Origin of the sequence: Clostridium sp. AF29-8BH, assembly GCF_003478145.1 — a bacterium.
Lineage (GTDB): Bacteria > Bacillota > Clostridia > Lachnospirales > Lachnospiraceae > Otoolea > Otoolea fessa.
In genome coordinates this window covers 75,309-95,680 of the sequence record NZ_QUEL01000009.1, presented here as the reverse complement: position 1 = coordinate 95,680, position 20,372 = coordinate 75,309, and the positions used below count along the sequence as shown (strand labels likewise).

Genomic DNA, 20,372 nt, shown 5'->3' with positions numbered 1-20,372 from the left:
AAAAGAAAGATATAGGCTATAATGAAGATGAGGTTCAAAAGAGCCAGATACCGTCTGGATTGTGTGGGTAAATGGCTATGATGAACGAAATGGAATACAGAACAATCGGTTCGGCACTTGCCGGGGGCTATCGTGCGGCTGTCTATTGCAGGCTGTCAAAGGACGATGACCTGCAAGGCGAAAGTGCCAGTATCGCCAACCAGCGGGATATGCTGGAAAAATACTGCGAAAAGCAGGGATGGGAGGTTGTGGCAGTCTATCAGGACGATGGCTTCACAGGTCTTAACATGGAGCGTCCTGACCTACAGAGAATGTTGAGAGCCATTGAGCGCAGGCAAATCAACCTTGTCATCACGAAAGACCTCAGCCGACTGGGGCGTAACTATCTGCAAACCGGGCATTTGATTGAGGACTTTTTCCCAAGAAACGGTGTCCGCTATATCGCCATGAATGACGGTATCGACACCCTTCGGGATAACAATGACATTGCCCCGTTCAAAAATATCCTGAATGAGATGTACAGCAAGGATATTTCCAAGAAAGTCCATTCCTCATATCTTCTGAAAGCGCAGAAAGGACAGTTTACCGGGTGTCTTGCCCCCTTTGGGTATCGGAAAGACCCGGAGGACAAAAACCATCTGCTCATTGACGAGGAAACCGCCCCGATTGTGCGGCTGATTTTCGGGTATGCCTTAAACGGTCATGGTCCGAACTATATCCGCAGACGGCTGGAGGAAGAAAAAATCCCCTGCCCCACATGGTGGAACCGGGAACGGAGGCTTCGCAATACCCGCACCAAATGGGAAAAGAAAGACCCGGAAAACGGGCGGTATATGTGGGACTTCTCCGTTATCAAAGACCTTTTGATGAATCCCGTCTACACCGGGGCGATTGCTTCCCAGAAAAAGGACTACCGTTTCAAAATCGGCACGATTGGGGAAAAGAAGCCGGAGGACTGGATTGTGGTGGAGGGACAGCATGAACCGCTGATTGACCGCATGAGCTTTGACATTGTGCAGAACAAGCTGAAATCCCGCCAGCGTCCGGGGCAGACCAATGAAATCAGCCTGTTTGCCGGACTGATAAAATGCGGTGAGTGTGGGAAGTCACTGACGATACGCTACACAAACGCAAAACATCCCCAGCAGATTTACTCCTGCAAAACCTACAATGCCTTTGGAAAGAACCACTGCACCCAGCACCGGATTGATTATGACACCCTTTACAGCCATGTGCTGCGGAAAATCCGGGAATGTGCCAGAGCCGCCCTGATGGACGGGGAAGCGGTTGCCGACCGCTTGACCAATACCTGTGAAGCCGAGCAGCGGGAACAGCGGGAAGCAATGGAACGCTCCCTCACAAGGGACGAGGAACGGATTGAGGTTCTGGACAAAATGGTAATGCGGCTTTATGAGGATATGATTGCAGGGCGTATCAGTGAACAGAATTTCAACACCATGCTGGAAAAGACACAGACCGAGCAAGCGGAGCTTAAAGCAAAAGTGTCCGAGGGCAGAAAGCGGCTGTCTGATGAAGTCCAGCTTGCCAATGACGCAAAACAATGGGTGGAAGCCATTCAGGAATACGCCAACATCACAGAGCTGGACGCAGCCACCCTTAACCGCTTAATTAAAGAAATCGTCGTGCATGAACGCATTGACGAAGATAAAACAAGACACATTTCTATCGAAATTCATTTTAATCTCAAACCCATCCCGGAGGTGGAACAGGTCACTGCCTGACCTGTCCCGCCGGGACGGTTCTCTTAAAAACACCATATAGATTTTTTGTACGCCGCCGCCCGCCATCGAGCAGAGTTTTACACCTAATTGGGGATAAAACAGGTCATAGCCCAGCTTTGCAGCATAATTTTTCATAATCACCGCCATCTGTTCCCGGTTGATGTTGGTGTCCGGTGCAAAGGTGGTGGCGGTAATGCCTTCCACAATACCGGTCTGTGCCGCCCAGTTCACATAGGGGGCATAGTAAGCGTCGGCTTTCACATCGGTGAATTTCCCGGTCTGGTAACTGTCCGGGTTGATGCCCGCCAACCGCCCCAGAGTTGTCACAAACATTCCTCTGGTCATGCCGGTGTCCGGGCTAAAGGTGGTGTCGCTGGTGCCGGAGAGCAGTCCCCGGCTGGCTGCAAAGAGGATGTTATCTGCTGCCCAGTGGCCGGTAATGTCGGTAAAAGCCGGGACAAAAGTTTTGTAGCCCACGCCGTAAACGCTGAAATGACCGGTTTCAAAAACCACCGCTTTCAGGCTGGCATTGTAGCTGGATTTGGTGATCCATTCCACCTTGCCAGCGTCATCTACATAGACTGCATAGAGATTACCTGTCTGCTCACCCTTTGCCGGTGTGTAGGGCAAACGCACCGATATAGTGTGACCATTTAAGTTGGCAATCGGTGTTTCTTTGCCGCCGGAGAGGTAGACCAGTGACAGGTCATAGGCCGGTCTTGTGCCAATGGTGGCTTTGGCCTCGGTGGAACGCAGTGCATCCACCTTATCTGCCCGGAGAATGATGTCCCCGCCAGCGTAGGCGGTATCCAGCTGCTTCAGAGTATCCAGGCCGATATTAACCGAAACCAGATGGTCTGTTGCTACGGTAAACTGCCGGACGTTTTCTTTAACCAGCAGATCCAGTGTCTGCGCCTTGATGGTCACGTTAAAAGAGGTCTGGCCTGCCGCCGGGGTGATGGGAACAGTAACGCCAATCCCGTTCTCTGTGGTGCCGTTCTTTTTCGCATCCTGTTTGGCCTTGTCGATGGCGGACTGGACAGAGCTGTTATCCACTGCCGCATTGCCGTTTTTATCCGGCTGTATGGGTTTGGTTTCACCGGTGACAGGGGCTTCCGGCTGGTTGGTGTTATCATTGCTTCCGGAACCGTTAGAACCGCCGCCGCTGGAAGATTGCTTGGAAACAGTCAACGTTCCAGAAACATAGGTGATCGCATAATTGTCATTTGACAGCGTACCAGTAATGTTGATCGCGGTTTTTCCGGTTTTGCTCATATCCAGTGTCTGTGCGTAGTCCAGTGTTACCGTGCCGCTCAGGGTATCTGCACCAACCAGACCTTCCACCTTGTAATCCTTATCTGCTTCCGGGCTGCTCAGATCGGGCGCGGTGCTGCCGGTGTAGGCACTCTTGTCAAGCGCCGTAACGGTGACCGCTTTCTTCGCTACGGTCACAGTCACGTTCTGTTCTGCCACATCTGCGTACTCTGCGTTTCCCTGAACCTTATACCAAACAGTGTATTCCCCGGCGTTTTTCGCTGTGGGGATCTGCTCACTCCACTCAGAATCGCCAAGCCGGTAGAGCATTGTGCCGCCAGTGGTCTTGCCTGCTGTAACCAGCGCCTGTTCTGCGCCGTTGTAGGTCAGGGCGTTTGCCGTAGGTGCCGTCACGGTGGGGACAAGCTTGTTGGTCGCATTGACATTGACGGTCAGCGTGATGTCCTCATAGTTCGTGCTCTTGATTATCACGGTCACTGTGCCCACAGAGCCGGTGGTTTTCACGTCATTTTTCTGAATGGGCAGGGTCAGCTTGCCGTTTTCCACCTTCGCGCCGCTGGTGTAGTAGCCGTCATTGAGTTTGATCTCACCCAGCTCATAGGTGGGTGCACCGTACTCTTTGGGCGTTTCCAGCTTGGGCAGGGCGGGGAGCGTCACAGTGTAGGTCTTTTCGTGGCCGTTTACAATGGTAAGCGCAGTTTCCTTGACGAAGTCAGGCGCAGCGGCCTTGATGATGCTGCCAGTCGTGGTGAAGCTGCTCTGCTCCAGGGAGTAATTCTTCGCGGTCTGCCCCATCAAGGTCACTGTGGCGGTGACGTTCTTGCCGCTGCCCACACTGGCATCGTCAAAGTTGGCGGTGACGGTGTAGTCCTTGTCCTTCTGCAAGGTTACGCTACCCTCGAGGTCACGCTGGAGATGCCCGCGTTTGTCGTGCCATCATAGGTCTTATCTTCTACCGCAACTGAAAAATTCAGTGGATACTTAGAAATTTCCGGTACCACGGAATCTGTTAATGTCCTATCGTATGAAGCACTTGAATCTGTCGGTGTAAATTTCACGGTATAAGCCTTGTTATCTTCTACATTCGGATAAATACCAGATGCTGAACTACTATTTTCCGGTTCCCAGCTCCAGGTTCCGGCTACCGGTTGATTTGCACCATTATACACACCATAACCAGAAGCCAGGGAAACCGGAATCTGAGCAAGTGAAACCCCATAAGTCCCCTTCGCATCCCACTTTTGTGTTCCGTTTCCTACAATTCTCAGTGTATCCTTGGTAGACACATTAAGCGGTGCCGTTCTCTCAGAAGCAAATGCATTCTCTTTCGCCTTTATTCTGCTGGTTACCTGATATCCATGTGCCGGATATAATCCCTGAATTTCCGTACCGTCAATCCATGTAAATGCTCCGTCTGAATCTGCATCACGGTATCCATACTCAATGTCATTTTCCGGATTCGTTCTGTTTATGGTAATCGTCGTACCGGTTATAGTCACCTCACCCTCAGTTATTGCAGCCGGTGCTGCCGTTCTTTTAAGAATCGTGATACTTTTGGGTTTTCCGGCAAATTTCTCATCCGTGTTGCTTGCAGCATACCGATAATAAACCGTACTCTCATGAGCGGAAGAAATGATGTCTGTAATCGAAATTCCTGATCCACTGCCCATTTTTGCAGATGTCCAGTTTGGAGAGGTATTGGTTCCGTTTACAATCACATACTGTAAAGATGAGGAAATTGTGATTTCTTCCTTCCGATAATCAATATTCGGCTTGTTCGATTCTTCCGGAATCGCCTGTCTTTGCAAATTCGCCACCAAAACCGCTTCACTGGCTGACATGGACGAGGACGCTTTCTTGCGAATGTAGAATGGTACAGAACCATCACTTTCGTTAATATTATCCAGCATCGTTGTCAGACGAACCGTACCACCCTGTCTTATAGTTGTCCATGACTGTGCATCCTTAGAAGCAGCATACTCCAGATCGCAGGAAGCTTTATTCTCTAAAGTCTCCTGTTCGTAATTGATAGAAACATCAGCAGCATCAGGGGCCTCCTGCCGCATTTTTTCTGTCTGGAAATTTACATAGGTTACATCAAGAGATAATTTACCATCCTTTTTAATCATCAGTCTGACATGATATTCTGTGTCCGGAGCTAAATCCTGAATAGTATACTCATAGTTTCCGGAAGAACTCTCCGTAAGTAACGTTCCTTTCGAGAACATATCATCTAATGTTAATGTCCGCTCATCCTCGCCGGAGGATAATAAAAACCTAACCTCTGCTCCGGGAGTTCCTGTTGCCTTAAGTGTAGCAGTCGCTTTTGTTTCAGAAATCGTCTTAATATCCGTGACAGTTGCGGAAGTGATACTTGCCGCATTATTATTAGAATATGTCCCAGTAGCTGAATCATAATATACCGTCTTACTGTACTTGCGGAAATGCGGGTAATCCTCCGTTCCGATCACCTGTCCCCATATACCCTCTGATTTTTCACCGTTTAATTTATAGGCAATTTCGCCGGATTTCAGTTTTTCTTCGCTATCTAGAGTAGTAATTCCACCCCAACTACTAAATGTGCCTTTTGTTGTCTCATAACAGTTCTTAAAACTAGCCCTATTACTCATCGTGGAACCAGTTCCTTCCAGTTTTCCTGATACAGCCAAGCAATTAGTCACCGTTCCTTTTTCAGAACTATTGAGAAAATGTGTTCCTACTACAAAACAATTCTGAATATTGGCACCAACAGCGGTATAACACAACCCGTAAGACCAACCACTTTCCAACACCAGCCCTAGATTTTGTACTTTCCCATCTTGAATCCTTGCCACCAGTCCCCGCTTATAACTTGTAGGTCATTAGCAGGTCGCAGTCCGGAAATTACATGATAATTTCCCTCGATATTCCCCTTGAAAAACTTATTAGATGATATGTCTCCAATGCTTGTCCAGTTATGTCCGTCCGGGATCTCAATATCTCTCATCAGCTTCAGATTGCTGTTATCAGGGATTTTACTATCATTAAACTGCTTTGCAAACCAGAAAAGCTGACCGGCATTATAAATCTCATAATATTCCCCCGACTTTATTGCCTTCTGATATGCACCACATGCTTCACAAAATCCATCTGCATTATAGTACTCATGCCTACAAAAGGTATCATCATAAAACATCTCAATTTCATTTGGTGTTGTTGTCGATATCGTCTTACCTGATGCTGTGATCGGATTGCCGCCATTTAAGCCTGGTACCGTCACCGAAATCTCTGTGTTTCCCTCATTTTCCGGCAGATATACCGTCAGATGTCCCGTGTTCGCTTCATCATACGAAATCTGCATGGAAGGAATGACCATAGCTGCACTTTGACCTTCTTGATTGATCAACGGTTCACCATCCTGCTTGATCGTGATATCGGTTGCCTGTAATACCTGATCGCTCGTGATCGCCGTGGAAACAAATTTTAATCTTGTCTCATAAAGAGGAATTCCGGTCTTCAAAGTAATCGTTGCATTCTCATCATCAACGTCAGCAACGTCAGCTTCCATCTGATAAACATAGTTTTCTCCAAGCGTCACATCTACCGTTACCTGTGTCTCTGACGTTAATGGTTTCAGATAATTGGATGCCGTAAGTGTGCCTTGATAAGCGCTCACCTTCATCGTCCCTGCATCCCAGGTAATCTCTCCCACGCTGATCGTCACCGGATAAGAGCTTTCGGTTAATCGTCCATCCGCAATCGTGCCCTGAATGGTATACTTTTTCAGTCCAAACTCATCAATCTTTGGAAAATAATCACCACCATTTAAGTTGACTACTGCCTGATCACTGATGGAAATGGAGCCATCCAAGGTACCCTCCGGCAGCACTTGACCGGGCTTCACTGCGATACCGATCGCATATACTTCATTATTATACGCAATGGCCGAAACCGTTCCACCATTGATCTCAATATCACCATACTTGTATCTACCTTCTACCGCTTTTGCTCCACCGCCGCCAGCGCCGATTGCGGCTCCGGGGTGTCTTCCTGCGTTCGTAACATATCCTCCATAGGCCGTCACATTGCCACCATTGATCTCAATCTTATCCACGCAGCCGTTCGCTCCACCGCCAATTCCTGCTCCACCGTATACATTTTTAATATCCTTGTAGTAGCTTCCATGTCCGCCCTTGGCATATACAGTTCCGTTGTTGATGATAATGGTACCGCTGCCGCCCTCTGCACTGCCGCCAATACCTGCTGCCATCTCGCCGCCATAAGCTTTGATATCGCCTCCGTCGATCACAATCGTCCCCAAGGAACCATTTCTCCTGCTTGACGCACCAATTCCGGCGCCTTCTCCACCGGTTGCTTTTAAGCTTCCCTCTCCGCTGATCGTCAGGGTGCAGCCTTCCGGCACATCAATAGCCGCACACATATCACCGCCCTTGAGTGTATTTTTTCCCTCCAGAATCAGATTCAGGTTTGCACCATTTCCCAGTCGGATCGCCGGTATCCAGGTACTTGCTGTCTCATCGTTCTTATCGATCGGAATCTGGATATTCAGATTCGAAATCGTGATTGTAGCATCCACACCACTAACCAGAATAACATTGGTCGTACTGCTTCCCGTGATAGTCGCATCCTTATACTGTTCCAATGTGTTGCTGTTGATGCTGATACCGCCATCCGCAATATTATAAGTATCTGTTGATGCCAGCAAAGCGATTCCGCCGTCCATGCTGACCTCGATCTCCGGAAGCTCCACGCCCGCTGCCAAAATATACTCTCTCGGAAGAACCGGAAGATAATAATAGAAACCACTTTCATCTTCCCGGTTCTCATCCAGCTCCCAAGTAACGCTGATATCCGTCAGCACCGGGATATCTTCTGAGATTTCCTCATCTTCAAACTCATAATCCTCAAGAAAATCCCCGCCATTGCTGTCGGTCGCGATCAGAAACGTACCCTGCTGGTCTTTCTGCTGGTCTTTCTCCTGAACTTCCTGTTTATCTGCTTCCTCCTCATCATTACTATCCGGCACATTTTCTGAATTTTCTGTTTCCGGAGTTTCCTCCTCATCATTGCTATCCGGCATGTTTTCTGAATTTTCTGTTTCCGGAGTTTCCTCCTCATTATTGCTATCCGGCACGTTTTCTGAAGTTTCTGTTTCCGGAGTTTCCTCCTCATTCAGATTTTCTTTCTTTGCATTACTGCCGGCAGCAATTTCCGAGTCTTCTTTCTTATCACGGTCGTCTGCTGCCGCTTTCTCATCTTCCGCGCCCTTATCGCGATCCGCATTATTTTTCTGATGATTCACGTTCTTATATTCCACCACCGAAGCCTCGATCGTCTCCGGGAAATTCAGATAATCCTCAAAGTTTTCTCCGGCATCCGCAGGGATCTGAATATGCGCGACCTCCTCCGGCAATTCCGTAAATCCCGTGATCAATTTCAACTTTTTTGTAGAAACTGCAGCAAACGTTGCAGACGGTATGCATAACTGCATCGCCATCATTGCCGCCAATGCTGCAGATACGATCTGCCATTTCTTCTTTTTATACCTCATATCCATTTCCTCCTGTTGTCATTATTTTCTATATAGCGTGACGGTTTTGTTCTCTCCGGTAATATTTTTTATTCATACGTTTCCTCCTCACCTGATTCATTACTTCCCCTTTTTCCCTGAAAAAGCCGGGAGACTGCTTCCCCCAGCTGATGCTCTGTAACGGGCTTCACCCAAAAGTCGTCTACCTGCATCCTGCGGCTTTGGGGTTCAAATTCTGCCTGGTCGCTGATCCACAGGAGCGGGACATCCTTGCTGTACCCTCGTATGCTCATGCAGAAATTCATTCCCCTGGCTCCGTCCTCCATGACCACCACAGCATCATAAGGCCCATCCCGCTGCATGGCATAGACGCAGAATACGCCATTGTCAAAGCGGTCTACTTTGCCAAGCTTCATCAGTAACGCCGTTTCTTTCTCCTTCTGACTATAGCTGCATAGCGCAATTCGCATTTCCATACCTCCGTTTCCTGATGGGCTCCATCGCCTCATATAGCTCCTGATCACTACAATCTATGGAGAGGAATGCCGGGATACGAAGCTGATACGCGATCAGGGCGAAGTTTTTATCATCGCTCCACCAGACAAGCGGTGTTTCCGGTGCCAGCTGCTTTGCCTGAATGGCAGCCTCCAATCCCCTTGCCCCGGTCATGGCGATGACAACCGCATGATATCGGCTCCGCCGCAATGCCTGAGATAGCTGCTTCTCATTCCATAGCTCGTCGATGACAAGCTGTCCGTCCCCAGCAAAAAGGGAGCGCAGCCTGCTCTCAAACCATTCTGCATTCCTTAATTCCGTACAAAGTGCGATTTTCATGCTGAGCCTCCTTTCCTGAAAAGAAAAACAAGAAAGAATGTGCCTTGGCACATTCTTGCGCCTTGCGCGGTCGCTTGCGACAATCTACATCTTCGCGCAAGTGCGCATCTTTGGCACGTTAGTGCCTTTTTTATGTGACAGGGAATTCTTCAGAATTTCCTGTCACATAAAAAAACCAGACCTTCTCATCGGAAAGTCTGGTAGTATAATTAGAGTAGCATCTTGTCAAGAGAAATGCAACCGACTTTGTTTAAGACGCAGGTTTCCTGTTTAAGACGCAAGTTTTTCCTGCGGTTTTATGTTATACTAATATTGAATTATTGTGCAAAGGAGATGGCACGATGCAGATTGCGATTGTGGATGACAGAGCAGAGGACAGAGAAGAACTGTCTGTCTGCCTGGAAAATTATATGAAAAAGCATCAGCTGGACTATACGTTGACAGAATTTGAGGACGGAGAGAATTTTCTGAAAGCTGCCGCCCAGGTCAATTTTCAGCTTGTCTTTATGGACATCTATATGGAGAACATGGATGGAATAGAGGCCGCCAGAAGGCTGCGCCAGAAAAACAGGCTTTGTAAGATTGTTTTTCTGACCATTACAGAAGATTATGCCCGGATGGGGTACAGCCTGTCCGCCAGCTATTATCTGCTGAAGCCGCTTTCGCTCCATCAGGCAGATTTTGAAGAAGCGATGGAGCTGTGCCAGCTAAAACCGCCCTATGAAGTGATGACACTTTCGGTTATGGCTGACCGTCAAAAGCTGGAACTTCCCACAGAGAAGATTCTATACATAGATTATCAAAACCGTATGACACGGATTCATACGGCAGAACGCGTGATACCGGTAAGCGGAGGCTTTCAGGAGGTTACTGCCGCATTGCAGAAGGACAAGCGTTTTTTGCCCTGCTACCGGGGCATTTTAATCAACATGGATTACATCAGCCAGGTTGACAGTCAGACCTTCCGTTTGATAAACGGGGAGGAACTTCCGATTGCCCTCCGCAATGGAAAACAGCTGCGGGAATCCTACCGTCAATATGTTTTCTCTGGAATGGGGGGTATCGTATGAGAATGAAGCAAATGCACAGGCGTATTCTGGAGGGCTGTCTGGCCTGTCTCCTCTGCTTCACCTGCAGTATCCCCGCATTTGCCGCCGAAACTGCAACCCCATCCAATGCCGATGAAAGAAGGGAGATTTTGCAGGATTTAGAAAGCGAGACTCCAGGGACACTGGAGAGCAAAACCCCGGAAGCATCGGAAGAAGTATCCCTCGTCCTTGTCACAGAAATACAAAAGGAAGACGAACTGCTCTCCCTGCCAGATTTCACCCTGCCCCTTAGAACCACACCGTCTGATGATGACCTGGAGGACATTTATCAGCTGGCCCTTCGGTATCAAACCGTCTGCGCCACGGTAACAGCAGGTGAAGAAATCCGGCAGGAAACATTTTCTGTCGCATGGGATTTTTCGGCCATTGACCAGACCACTCCAGGCGAATATACCGCAGCAGGTCGGATTAAACTGCCGGAGGGGTATGCCTTTGGTGAAGCTGTCTTGCAGGAGCTTCAGATTTCCGTCCGGGTGAAAGAAATGCCGCCTGCTGTCATTACCTCCATAGAGCAATGGTATCCTTATACGGACGCGTTTGCGGTTCAACAGGACAGCGAAACCGAAACGCTGGAAAATTTGTTTGCCTTTTCCCCTTACTATCTGGAATGCTATGCGGAAAATGGAACCAGCTACACCGCTGTGGTGGAATGGGATTTTTCTGGTATTGATTTGAATACTGTGGGACTGTACCATGCCATTGGAAAGCTGACCGCACCAGCAAATACTGCGTTTGCAAAGGGAATTGCTTTCCCTGAAATCTCAATTCCTGTTTCTGTACAGGCTCCAGGCAGACCGGACATTAACTGCTTTCTGTCCGCCAGAGGAAACCTTCATTTTCCCTGGGTCACACCGCCGGGGGAACTGGATGAGATCAGCGTATGGCTGTCCAAAAACAACGGTTCATGGAACCGTCTGGAAAGTGGCGTTTATGTGGGTCAGGAAATGCTCTCGATTGCTACCCGTCTGCTGGCACCGGGCAGCAGTTACCGCCTTCAGGTGGATTATGACGGCGGACAGACCGGCATCCTGTCCTTTACCTACGCAGATGAAATTGTCCTTGAGGGGTATCATGAAGGCGACCGGGATGGAGGGGATGCAGGCGGGAATCCACCCGATACCATCATTCAACCGCCTCCTGAAGATACCGACGATCAGGATGACGGTTTCGCAGACAGGCCCTCCACAAAGCCTCCAAAACCGCCTGCAACAAATGGCGGCAGAGTGGATTCCAACGATTCTGAAAAAACACCACCTGTCAGTGAAGAAAATGATCCTGCGGATCATGAACCATCCCACAAGTCTTCCGAGCCATCCTTGGAGGGAAAGGATGATTCCATAGATATAGATAAAGACGATTTCCCATCGGAACAGGCAAACGGTGATACAGAGGAAGATGCGGATTCCAAAAGCCCTGATTTTTCAGAGTTCTTCGATGAAACCACCGACCGGATTTCCGGCACGCGCTTTTTGATGATGCTGCAAACAGGGGAGCAAAGAGCCGTCTTTTCCAAACAGGGAATCACCATCAGCATACCAAAAGACGCCTTGCCGGAGGGCATCCAAAACGAAGATCAGATTGAAGTCATCATCCAAAAGGATACGGACGGCGGTTTTTCTTTTTCGTTTTCCATCAATGGAACTGCACTCAGCTCCCTGCCGGATGTTTCTGTCATGCTGCCCTGTCCAAATGACCCGGCAGCCGGCACATGGTTCCTCTGTGATGAAAGCGGCGTGGAAATTCCCATGACCGGTTATGACGATGCGGCAAAAGCCGTCTCCTTTCAGATCAGCCATACAGGGGCATACACCATTGTGGGAAAGGAAGATGCCGTTTCCCTGGCACAGGCCGCCGACACAGAGCATAGCCGGTCGCCCATACTCCTTTTGATTCCGGCCTGTCTGCTTCTTCTGTCTGCCGGTGTGTTTTTCCTAAGGAGGAGGCGAAAATAAGATGGTATCTTCTGCGGTAAAAAAATATGCTGCCTTATGTATGGTCTGCCTGTGCTCATCCCTGTTTTTTCTTGGCCTGTATCAGTTCAATAATAAATATAGCCAGAACACAATCCAGGCGGCAAATGGGATTCTGGCGCTTTCTGAGGAAGAACTTCAAAAGTCACCGGTGCGCTTTCTGGTATCCGGCTGGGCATTTTATCCTGACGCGCTTTTGACCCCGGAAGAAATACGGGATGAAAGCCATTATATGCGCTACCTTTCCATCGGAGAGCAGACCAATTTCTCCAGCCCTGCAAACCCTTCTCCCTATGGCTGCGGGACTTATCAGATGACATTCTTTCTGCCGGAACGGAAGGAAACATATGCGCTGGAAATCCCGGAAGTGTTTTCTGCTTACAACCTTTATCTGGATCATGACCTGATCCTGCAAATGGGGGAACCGGCACAGGGGACACCATTGGTTCAAAACCGCATGGTCACTTTTCATGGCGGAAAACCGGTCACACTCACCATAGCGGTCAGCAACTATGACCACTTTTACGGAGGGATTGTCTATCCGCCTGCTTTCGGAACGATGCTGGCGGTCAATACAACCAGAGGAATCCGGTTTGCATTCTGCCTGTTCAGCTGTACAGTTACCTTTGTCTGTGCGCTGCTGTCCTTTTATTTCAGCCGCCGGATGAAACAGAAAAATACATTCCTGTTCGGACTGATCTGCCTTGCCATGTGCGGCCTGTCATCCTATCCTGTGCTTCATATGCTGGCTGCGGTTTCCGTATTCCCCTGGTACACGATTGAACTGTTCTGTATCTATCTGGTTACCTGGCTGATCGTAGTTCTGCAAAACCGGATATGCAGGCCGGGCTTCCTGCCTGCGGCCATCAGTAATGGAGTGGGCGCTGTCTTCCTGGTATATGCGTTTGTGTATGGCATGATGGCTTCCCATCTCTCCCTTGGAGCGATTCGTTTCTTCTCTGCATCGGTCTTTTGTTATAAGGCGGCATCTGCGCTCTATCTGCTTATCATCGCTGTGCTTGCCATTCACAGAGGAGAAAAACGGAGCAGGCCGATCTTCTATGCTGCGGCAGCCGCAACCTGCGCCTTTATATGGGATCGCCTTCTGCCGGTTTATGAGCCGGTTATCGGCGGTTGGTTTTTGGAATGGGGCAGCTTTTTCATAGCAGCAGCCATCGGTTATTCCCTCTGGCGCGATGTGATAGAAGGATATGGAAACAGCCTGATTTTCCAGGAAGAACGCAAGCAGGTCATCCGTCAGCTTTCTATGCAGACCGAATACAGCCGTCAGGTTTCTGAAGCAGCGGCAGAAAACAGAAGGCTGATCCACGACATCAAACACCATCTGCGCACCATAGACCGCATGGCCTCTGAACGTGGGCAGACAGAGATCTGCTCCTTCCTGTTACAGGTAGAGGAACAGGTTGCGGCATCATCGGGTCACTCCCCTGCCCAGTTCTGCAAAAATCCCGTCGTAAATGCGCTGATTGAATACTACTACGGCATGGCGCAGACACAGGGGACAGAATTTCAGGTGCGGCTCGATCTTCCCGATCAGATGCCGCTTACCGATGTGGAACTGTGTACGGTGCTGGGCAATCTTTTGGACAATGCCGTTGAGGCGTGCAGCCGCCAAAAGCAAGGGGTGCGCCGCGTTTTCATTGCAGGCGAAACCAGAGGCAATATGTACTTTTTGAAGATTGAAAACACTTACGACGGTCTGGCCTTGCAAGAGGGAAAAACATTCCTCTCCCGAAAGGGTACATCTGCTGATCATGGAATCGGGCTTTCCTCTGTCCGAAAAATCATTGAAAGCCATGGCGGTGATCTCGATCTCGTTCCCGGTGAAGAATCCTTTCTTGTTGGAATTACAGTGGGTTTATAAACATTGCTCATACAAAAGGACACCATTACTTACATTTGCATAAGCATGGTGTCCTCTCTATTTTCCAAGTTCTTCTTCCATAATATTCCTAATCGCTTTAATACCCGTAAAAGTCAATTTTATTCCACGATTATACATAGCCAGTACTTCATTCAGATTTTCAACAAGTACCTTATCCAACTTTTTATGTATCGTTACAGGCTGTTCCTGAATCGTATGAACATGGTCAAAATATTTTTCAATAACAGGAAATGTATTCTGTATCAAAAAAGCATTTTCTTTCCCTGCAAATAATCCAATCACTATCGTATTGCATTTACCATATCGTTTCTTTTTCTTTTCAACGATTTCCTTGTATTTCTCAGCTTGTGAGCTAATTGGTATCATCCAATACAATTTTGGATTTTTTCTATCCTGAATTGCATAGTAATGAGGACGATAGTTCCCCTGTTCCTTATTACTCATCAAATATTTATCCTGAACCAAGTCAAAAAATTCATCCTTGATATGATACGAATATCCCTGTTGTATCTCCATAAATAACCTTTCCTATGTGATAAAATTCCCCATCAGCATTCACTGATGGGGAACATTTACAAACTATACTATTTTTATCCCACCTGTATAGCAAGTGGCTTCATTTACGAACTGAATTATTTATACCCCGCACCATCAGCAAGCGGCAAACATTTACTTCTATCCTTAGTATATACAGTTTCTCTGAATTTAGCAACCTGTTTTTTAAGTTTAGAAATATTTTTTACTATATCATGGCTCATCATTTGTCGTAACTCTGTCGTAAAATACAAATTTAAGCCTCTTAAATTGCTTGAAAACGCCCTGTTTTCGGCATTTTATTTCTCCAAACTCTTCATCGTCGGGAATTTTTTTAATTTTTCTTCATTACCCTTCGTGATGCTTCGCTGTGCTATTTCTATTAAATTGTCTTCTCTTCATCACCATTCATGATGAATCATTGTCAAATCATATCTGTTGTCAATTTGATGTCATTTGGTTATTTCTGTTGTCAGATGAAAGGGTTCATAAGCCCTTCTTAAAATACATCCATTGTTGCAGCCAAATGTTCAAATGTTTCCTGTTTTTTTTCTCTGTCGCTTCTGCATAGATATCCACAGTGGTCTGAATATCCTTATGCCCCATGATCGACTGGATTATTTTCAGGTTCGTTTTTCTTTCACAAAGCCTTGTGCAAAATGTCTGTCTCAAGCTGTGCGCTGAAAAATCCGGCAACAGCACCGGCTCCCGATGCTCTTTTTTTGCCTCTATTTCTTATGTTGCGTTATAAGCAGATGAGATTCTCTTGATTGCCCGATTAACTGACTGGGCATTCATTATATTTCCATAACGGTTACAGAAAACAAAGCCTGTCATCCCATCAATCTCTGCATCTGTCCAGCCATTTTCTTTCTGCTCTTCCCAGATCATTTCAAAAGCATCTTTCACTGTATCCAACATGGGAATCGTACGCATTCCGGCTTCTGTTTTCGGCGTTGAAATGTGATTTTCCAATGCCCGGTCTTCTCCTACCGGATAATACGTTAGATTATATATCCAGACCGTCCATCTGATCTTTCATGAGCTGTGCTTCTTTTTCCCGAAGCGTTACAAGGTCTTGTGCATAAACATATTTACGTCTTCCGAGAGGATCCGTATAAGTATATACATATCTTCCGTCTGAACGTCCCTGTGATTCACCTTTTTGCATGAAAAAAGCAGCTAACCTATTTTTCATAGACTAACTGCTCGTGTTAAGTTCCATATTCAGTTTTATTCTATAAATCCGACAGTGAAATTCGGTCGTATGCACCATTTTTCTTATCTTCCGGGTGTGGTTCCAATCCGATAATCGTAATGTCTTTCTGATCTGGTCCATAAACCCAGTACATTCTCATTGCGCCACTGGTTTTATTTTCCAGATAAGACTGCCACACTTTCATTCCATAACGTCTGGACAATGGCTCTATTTCATGGGTTTGAAGACTTGGATACCCTGGATCTGCCGATAGCAGCTTTAAAGCCTTTCCCCATTTTTTATACAACTGTTCTTCCTTCTTTTTTATATTCCCAGAACGATATTTCTCCTGCAGATCTAACCAAAGTTCCTGCATTTCAGGAATTCCCATTCGTATATTAAAGTTCATTCTTTGTTCCTTTTAAAAATCTGACAGGTCAATAGCCGGAGAAACATCTCCTCTTTTAAAGTTACTTACTGCACGATCCATATCTGCCAGGGTTCTGGCTGAAATGCTCTCTGGCACTGCCAGTTCCCGAGGTTCCAGAATAATGCAGCCATTTCCATATTCTTTTACATTATAATACTGATAAGCAGCTCCTCTGAGGGTAATCCTTTTTTTATTGTCCAGATGAGCAACATAATCTTTCATTGCTTCCATTATCAACACCTCCTACGCAAGTATTTGTGTGGGAAATCCCACCTCTTATTATTATAATACGCTTTTCTATATTATCTGTCAATCTACTTTTACTTACTCCTGATACTTGAATGTATTCATGCACCGGCAGACGGCAGGTGGCAGATGAGTCCGACATAACTAAGCTCTTTAATAGCAAAATTAAACTTAAAATCAAATTTTTTGTACTGATTTCCTGTTTTATTAGATGTATATAGTTTCTGTTCAAATTCAGCAATATGCTCATCTAACTCACTAATTCTGTCTCTAATTTCAGAACGCTCTAACTGTCCACCTGCTTCCTGAAGGACTTCACTCATTTGGACAAAGGGGTATGAAATGCACACCCAAAATCGCTGCTTTTCAAAAAATTTTTCAAAAAATTTTTCGAAATAAAAAAAGCCGCCTGCTCCGGTTAGGAAACAGACGACAAAACACGTTCTAAATGTATTCAATTTTCAATTTCTTTTTCTTTGCTTCAAGCACTTTACATAGAACATCATCTACTGCATCGGTGTATCGTCCCTGAGCTGCTAAATTGTTCTTCAGTGCAATGAGTGATTGTATCACTGGGCTTCGTTCTTCTTCATTTAAGTATCAGGTGTAAGCGGTAAGTTCTTCTCCGACCACTCCGAAACAAGCTCCGGGTGTACTTCTGCTAAACTGTTATTCATAGCCAAACCTCAACCTCCTTGTGCTTAGAGTATATGAAGTTTTGGCTTTATCTTGTAGTTTGCGAATATCCGTATAAATAGAAAAAACCCTTTGAGAAAAGGATTTCTCCTCTCTCAAAGGGCAAGTTGGCAAACTGGAATTTGGTGTGTGCTTTATAAATTTTTTCCGATCCACTCAAGTTCGTTCATGGAATCCTTATTTTTTTCAAGTTCATCTCTGGCTGTTGCATAATATGATTTTTTGAAAAGCATATCCCATGAAAGATATTTTGCCATACAGTCAAACTGCTTATCAATCAGCTCATACTGGATACTGCCTACGGGAGAACCACCTACAACAATTGTGCCAACTTTTTTGTTTTTTAACTGCAATCCACGGCAGTAGCACTTATCAATGATAAGTTTCAATTGTGCTGACATTCCCCACCAATAAACTGGTGTAGCAAAAAGAATCATATCTGCGGCAGCAATTTTATCAATTGTAGAATTTGTATCATCCTTGTCGACGCATCCCTTAGAGCATTGACAGACACCACATCCCTTGCATGGTGCAATGTTGAGTTTGTCGGGTTCAATGATTTCAATTTTATTCTTTTCTGACGCTCCTTTTATAAATGCATTGATTGCTGCCAGCGTATTTCCTTTTCTGGCACTTCCATTAATGATTACAATTTTCATGCGTGTATCCTCCAACTTCCGATTTGTATTTCTGTTTGTTTTAAAATGGGCAACTCCGATTGGAATTGCCCACTCATTGCACTAATTATGCGATTTTTTCTTGCTTGCACCGATTTCTGCATCAATTGATGTAAGTTTGATGTAAATCGCTGTTTTTTTAGTTTTTTATCAAATGAAGTACGTCCCGTCTATTCGGTAAAACGGTACATCTTTACATCACGTCGACTGGCGTCTCCGTGCGTTTTTCGCCTTATGTCGGTGTTCGCAAGCGCACACCGCCGCAAGGCTCAGTTTCTCATCTTAATAAAGCTTTGCACCTGCTGGAATGTGGTCATCAACCATCAGAAGATGGAGCTTTTCTTCGCCTTCTTCTTCGTGGATAGCACTGAGGAGCATACCGCAAGAGTCAATGCCCATCATAGCTCTCGGTGGAAGATTTGTGATAGCAATAAGAGTCTTTCCAACCAGTTCTTCCGGCTCATAAAAGCTATGAATACCGCTTAAAATGGTTCTGTCTGTGCCTGTTCCGTCATCAAGAGTAAACTGTAACAGCTTCTTTGACTTCGGTACTGCAACGCACTCTTTAACCTTTACTGCACGGAAATCTGACTTGCTGAATGTATCAAAATCAACCATTTCTTCAAACAATGGCTCGACTTTTACCTTAGAAAAATCAATCTTTTCAACCGGTTTTTCAGCCTCTGCTGGAGCTGCTTCGGAAGTCTTATTTGCCTTCTTGTCAGCGTCCAGTGACTTCATTGTCGGGAACAGCAGTACGTCACGGATTGCCTGGGAATCGGTCAGCAGCATAACCAGACGGTCGATACCGTATCCGATACCACCTGTCGGCGGCATACCGATCTCCAGTGCGTTCAGGAAGTCTTCATCCGTATGATTTGCTTCCTCATCGCCAGCAGCAAAAGCCTCTTCCTGTGCTTTGAAACGTTCTCTCTGATCGATCGGATCATTTAACTCAGAGTATGCGTTACACATCTCGCGGCCGTAGATATACATCTCGAAGCGCTCAACCAGCTCCGGATTGGACGGTTTTCTTTTGGTCAGCGGAGATACCTCAACCGGGTGATCCATAACGAAGGTCGGCTGAATCATCTTCTCCTCGCAGAACTCTTCGAAGAACAGGTTGATGATATCACCCTTCTTATGGCGCTCCTCAAATACAACATTGTGCTCTCTTGCGATTGCCTTTGCTTCCTCGTCAGTTTTAACAGTGTTGAAATCAACGCCGGAGTATTTCTTAACTGCATCGATCATGGTGATGCGCTCGAACGGCTTAGACATATCAATCACAGTGCCGTTATAGCTGATGACAGAGCTTCCGCAGACTTTCTCAGCCAGATAGCGGAACATACTCTCGGTCAGTTCCATCATGCCCTCATAGTCGGTGTATGCCTGATACAGCTCCATCAGGGTAAATTCCGGGTTGTGACGGGTATCAACACCCTCGTTACGGAATACACGGCCGATCTCGTAAACACGCTCTAAGCCGCCTACGATCAGTCTCTTTAAGTAGAGTTCCAGAGAAATACGCAGTTTTACATCTTCATCCAGAGCATTATAATGGGTCTCAAACGGACGTGCAGCCGCACCGCCGGCATTCGCTACCAGCATCGGAGTCTCCACTTCCATAAATCCGCGTCCATCCAGGAAATTGCGGATCTCCTTGAGGATCTGAGAACGTTTTACAAAGGTGTCTTTTACTTCCGGATTCATGATGAGATCCACATATCTCTGACGATAACGGATATCCGTGTTGGTCAGTCCGTGAAATTTCTCCGGCAGAATCTGCAGACTCTTGGACAGCAGTACGATGGACTCTGCATGAACGGAGATCTCTCCCATCTTGGTGCGGAATACGGTACCTTTGATTCCGACAATATCACCGATATCCATCTTCTTGAAATCTTTATAAGCCTCTTCGCCTACGCTGTCTCTGGCAACATAAGACTGGATATTGCCCTTTAAATCCTGCACATTGCAGAAAGATGCCTTACCCATCACACGTTTGGACATCATACGTCCTGCGATCGTAACCTCTTTGCCATCCATCTGCTCAAAGTTATCCTTGATCTCGCTGCTGTGTGCAGTTACATCAAATTTTGTAATCTGGAACGGATCCTTTCCGTTGTCCTGAAGGTCTTTCAGTTTCTCGCGGCGCACCTTTAATAACTGATTTAAGTCCTTCTCCTCGTTCTTATTCTGCTGATTCTGCTCTGCCACTTTCT

General features: G+C 46.6%; 16 protein-coding genes and 1 pseudogene. 4 read left to right on the top strand and 13 right to left on the bottom strand.

Annotated features, from left to right (window positions below; genetic code table 11):
* Positions 1–71: 71 nt before the first annotated feature.
* Positions 72–1,742, top strand: a complete 1,671-nt coding sequence (locus DWZ16_RS07835) for a recombinase family protein (RefSeq protein WP_118522565.1) — start codon at positions 72–74, stop codon at positions 1,740–1,742.
* Here DWZ16_RS07835 and DWZ16_RS07830 read toward each other — a convergent pair.
* The 5 genes from DWZ16_RS07830 to DWZ16_RS07810 all read right to left on the bottom strand — a co-directional run bounded on the left by DWZ16_RS07830 (position 1,626) and on the right by DWZ16_RS07810 (position 9,381).
* Positions 1,626–3,902: an S-layer homology domain-containing protein gene (locus tag DWZ16_RS07830; protein WP_118522564.1), complete on the bottom strand. Its 2,277-nt coding sequence runs from the start codon at positions 3,900–3,902 to the stop codon at positions 1,626–1,628. The genes DWZ16_RS07835 and DWZ16_RS07830 overlap by 117 nt on opposite strands.
* A 2-nt stretch (positions 3,903–3,904) precedes the next feature.
* Entirely contained in the window at positions 3,905–5,851 is a 1,947-nt protein-coding gene (locus DWZ16_RS07825; RefSeq protein ID WP_147353407.1) for a hypothetical protein, read from the bottom strand.
* Complete coding sequence (locus tag DWZ16_RS07820; protein WP_118522562.1) at positions 5,815–8,568, bottom strand: hypothetical protein; 2,754 nt, start codon at positions 8,566–8,568, stop codon at positions 5,815–5,817. Before DWZ16_RS07820 ends, DWZ16_RS07825 begins: the two co-directional genes overlap by 37 nt.
* Before the next feature lie 68 nt (positions 8,569–8,636).
* A complete protein-coding gene (locus DWZ16_RS07815; protein ID WP_118522561.1) occupies positions 8,637–9,017 on the bottom strand; it encodes a hypothetical protein in 381 nt (126 codons plus the stop codon).
* Positions 8,992–9,381, bottom strand: a complete 390-nt coding sequence (locus DWZ16_RS07810; protein ID WP_117499958.1) for a hypothetical protein — start codon at positions 9,379–9,381, stop codon at positions 8,992–8,994. The genes DWZ16_RS07815 and DWZ16_RS07810 overlap by 26 nt, the downstream gene beginning before the upstream one ends.
* A 341-nt stretch (positions 9,382–9,722) precedes the next feature.
* Here DWZ16_RS07810 and DWZ16_RS07805 point away from each other — a divergent pair, with 341 nt between their 5' ends.
* The 3 genes from DWZ16_RS07805 (at position 9,723) to DWZ16_RS07795 (ending at position 14,345) form a co-directional block, all read left to right on the top strand.
* Positions 9,723–10,451 (top strand): LytR/AlgR family response regulator transcription factor, encoded by a 729-nt coding sequence (locus DWZ16_RS07805; protein WP_118522560.1) that lies wholly within the window; start codon positions 9,723–9,725, stop codon positions 10,449–10,451.
* Between the two features lie 128 nt (positions 10,452–10,579).
* Complete coding sequence (locus tag DWZ16_RS07800) at positions 10,580–12,442, top strand: hypothetical protein (protein ID WP_147353406.1); 1,863 nt, start codon at positions 10,580–10,582, stop codon at positions 12,440–12,442.
* Position 12,443: 1 nt separating this feature from the next.
* Positions 12,444–14,345 (top strand): sensor histidine kinase, encoded by a 1,902-nt coding sequence (locus DWZ16_RS07795; RefSeq protein ID WP_118522558.1) that lies wholly within the window; start codon positions 12,444–12,446, stop codon positions 14,343–14,345.
* Positions 14,346–14,402: 57 nt separating this feature from the next.
* On the opposite strand, the gene DWZ16_RS07790 is transcribed toward DWZ16_RS07795, so the two are convergent.
* From DWZ16_RS07790 to lysS, 8 genes and pseudogenes are all read right to left on the bottom strand, one after another.
* On the bottom strand, positions 14,403–14,882 hold the full coding sequence (locus DWZ16_RS07790; protein WP_107001034.1) for a type III toxin-antitoxin system CptIN family toxin: 480 nt from the start codon (positions 14,880–14,882) through the stop codon (positions 14,403–14,405).
* A gap of 116 nt (positions 14,883–14,998) precedes the next feature.
* Complete coding sequence (locus DWZ16_RS15435) at positions 14,999–15,154, bottom strand: hypothetical protein (protein WP_182426611.1); 156 nt, start codon at positions 15,152–15,154, stop codon at positions 14,999–15,001.
* A 245-nt stretch (positions 15,155–15,399) separates the two neighbouring features.
* Positions 15,400–16,098, bottom strand: a pseudogene (locus DWZ16_RS07785) (site-specific integrase).
* Positions 16,099–16,138: 40 nt separating this feature from the next.
* The gene (locus DWZ16_RS07780; RefSeq protein WP_015526702.1) at positions 16,139–16,507 is read right to left on the bottom strand and encodes a hypothetical protein; all 369 of its coding nucleotides are present in this window, start codon (positions 16,505–16,507) and stop codon (positions 16,139–16,141) included.
* A 12-nt stretch (positions 16,508–16,519) separates the two neighbouring features.
* Entirely contained in the window at positions 16,520–16,759 is a 240-nt protein-coding gene (locus DWZ16_RS07775; protein WP_005609451.1) for a hypothetical protein, read from the bottom strand.
* Positions 16,760–16,875: 116 nt separating this feature from the next.
* Positions 16,876–17,232: a winged helix-turn-helix domain-containing protein gene (locus DWZ16_RS16090; RefSeq protein WP_243015324.1), complete on the bottom strand. Its 357-nt coding sequence runs from the start codon at positions 17,230–17,232 to the stop codon at positions 16,876–16,878.
* Between the two features lie 372 nt (positions 17,233–17,604).
* The gene (locus DWZ16_RS07765) at positions 17,605–18,129 is read right to left on the bottom strand and encodes a flavodoxin family protein (protein ID WP_055176454.1); all 525 of its coding nucleotides are present in this window, start codon (positions 18,127–18,129) and stop codon (positions 17,605–17,607) included.
* Positions 18,130–18,429: 300 nt separating this feature from the next.
* Positions 18,430–20,367 (bottom strand): lysine--tRNA ligase, encoded by a 1,938-nt coding sequence (gene lysS, locus DWZ16_RS07760; protein WP_118522569.1) that lies wholly within the window; start codon positions 20,365–20,367, stop codon positions 18,430–18,432.
* Positions 20,368–20,372: the final 5 nt, after the last annotated feature.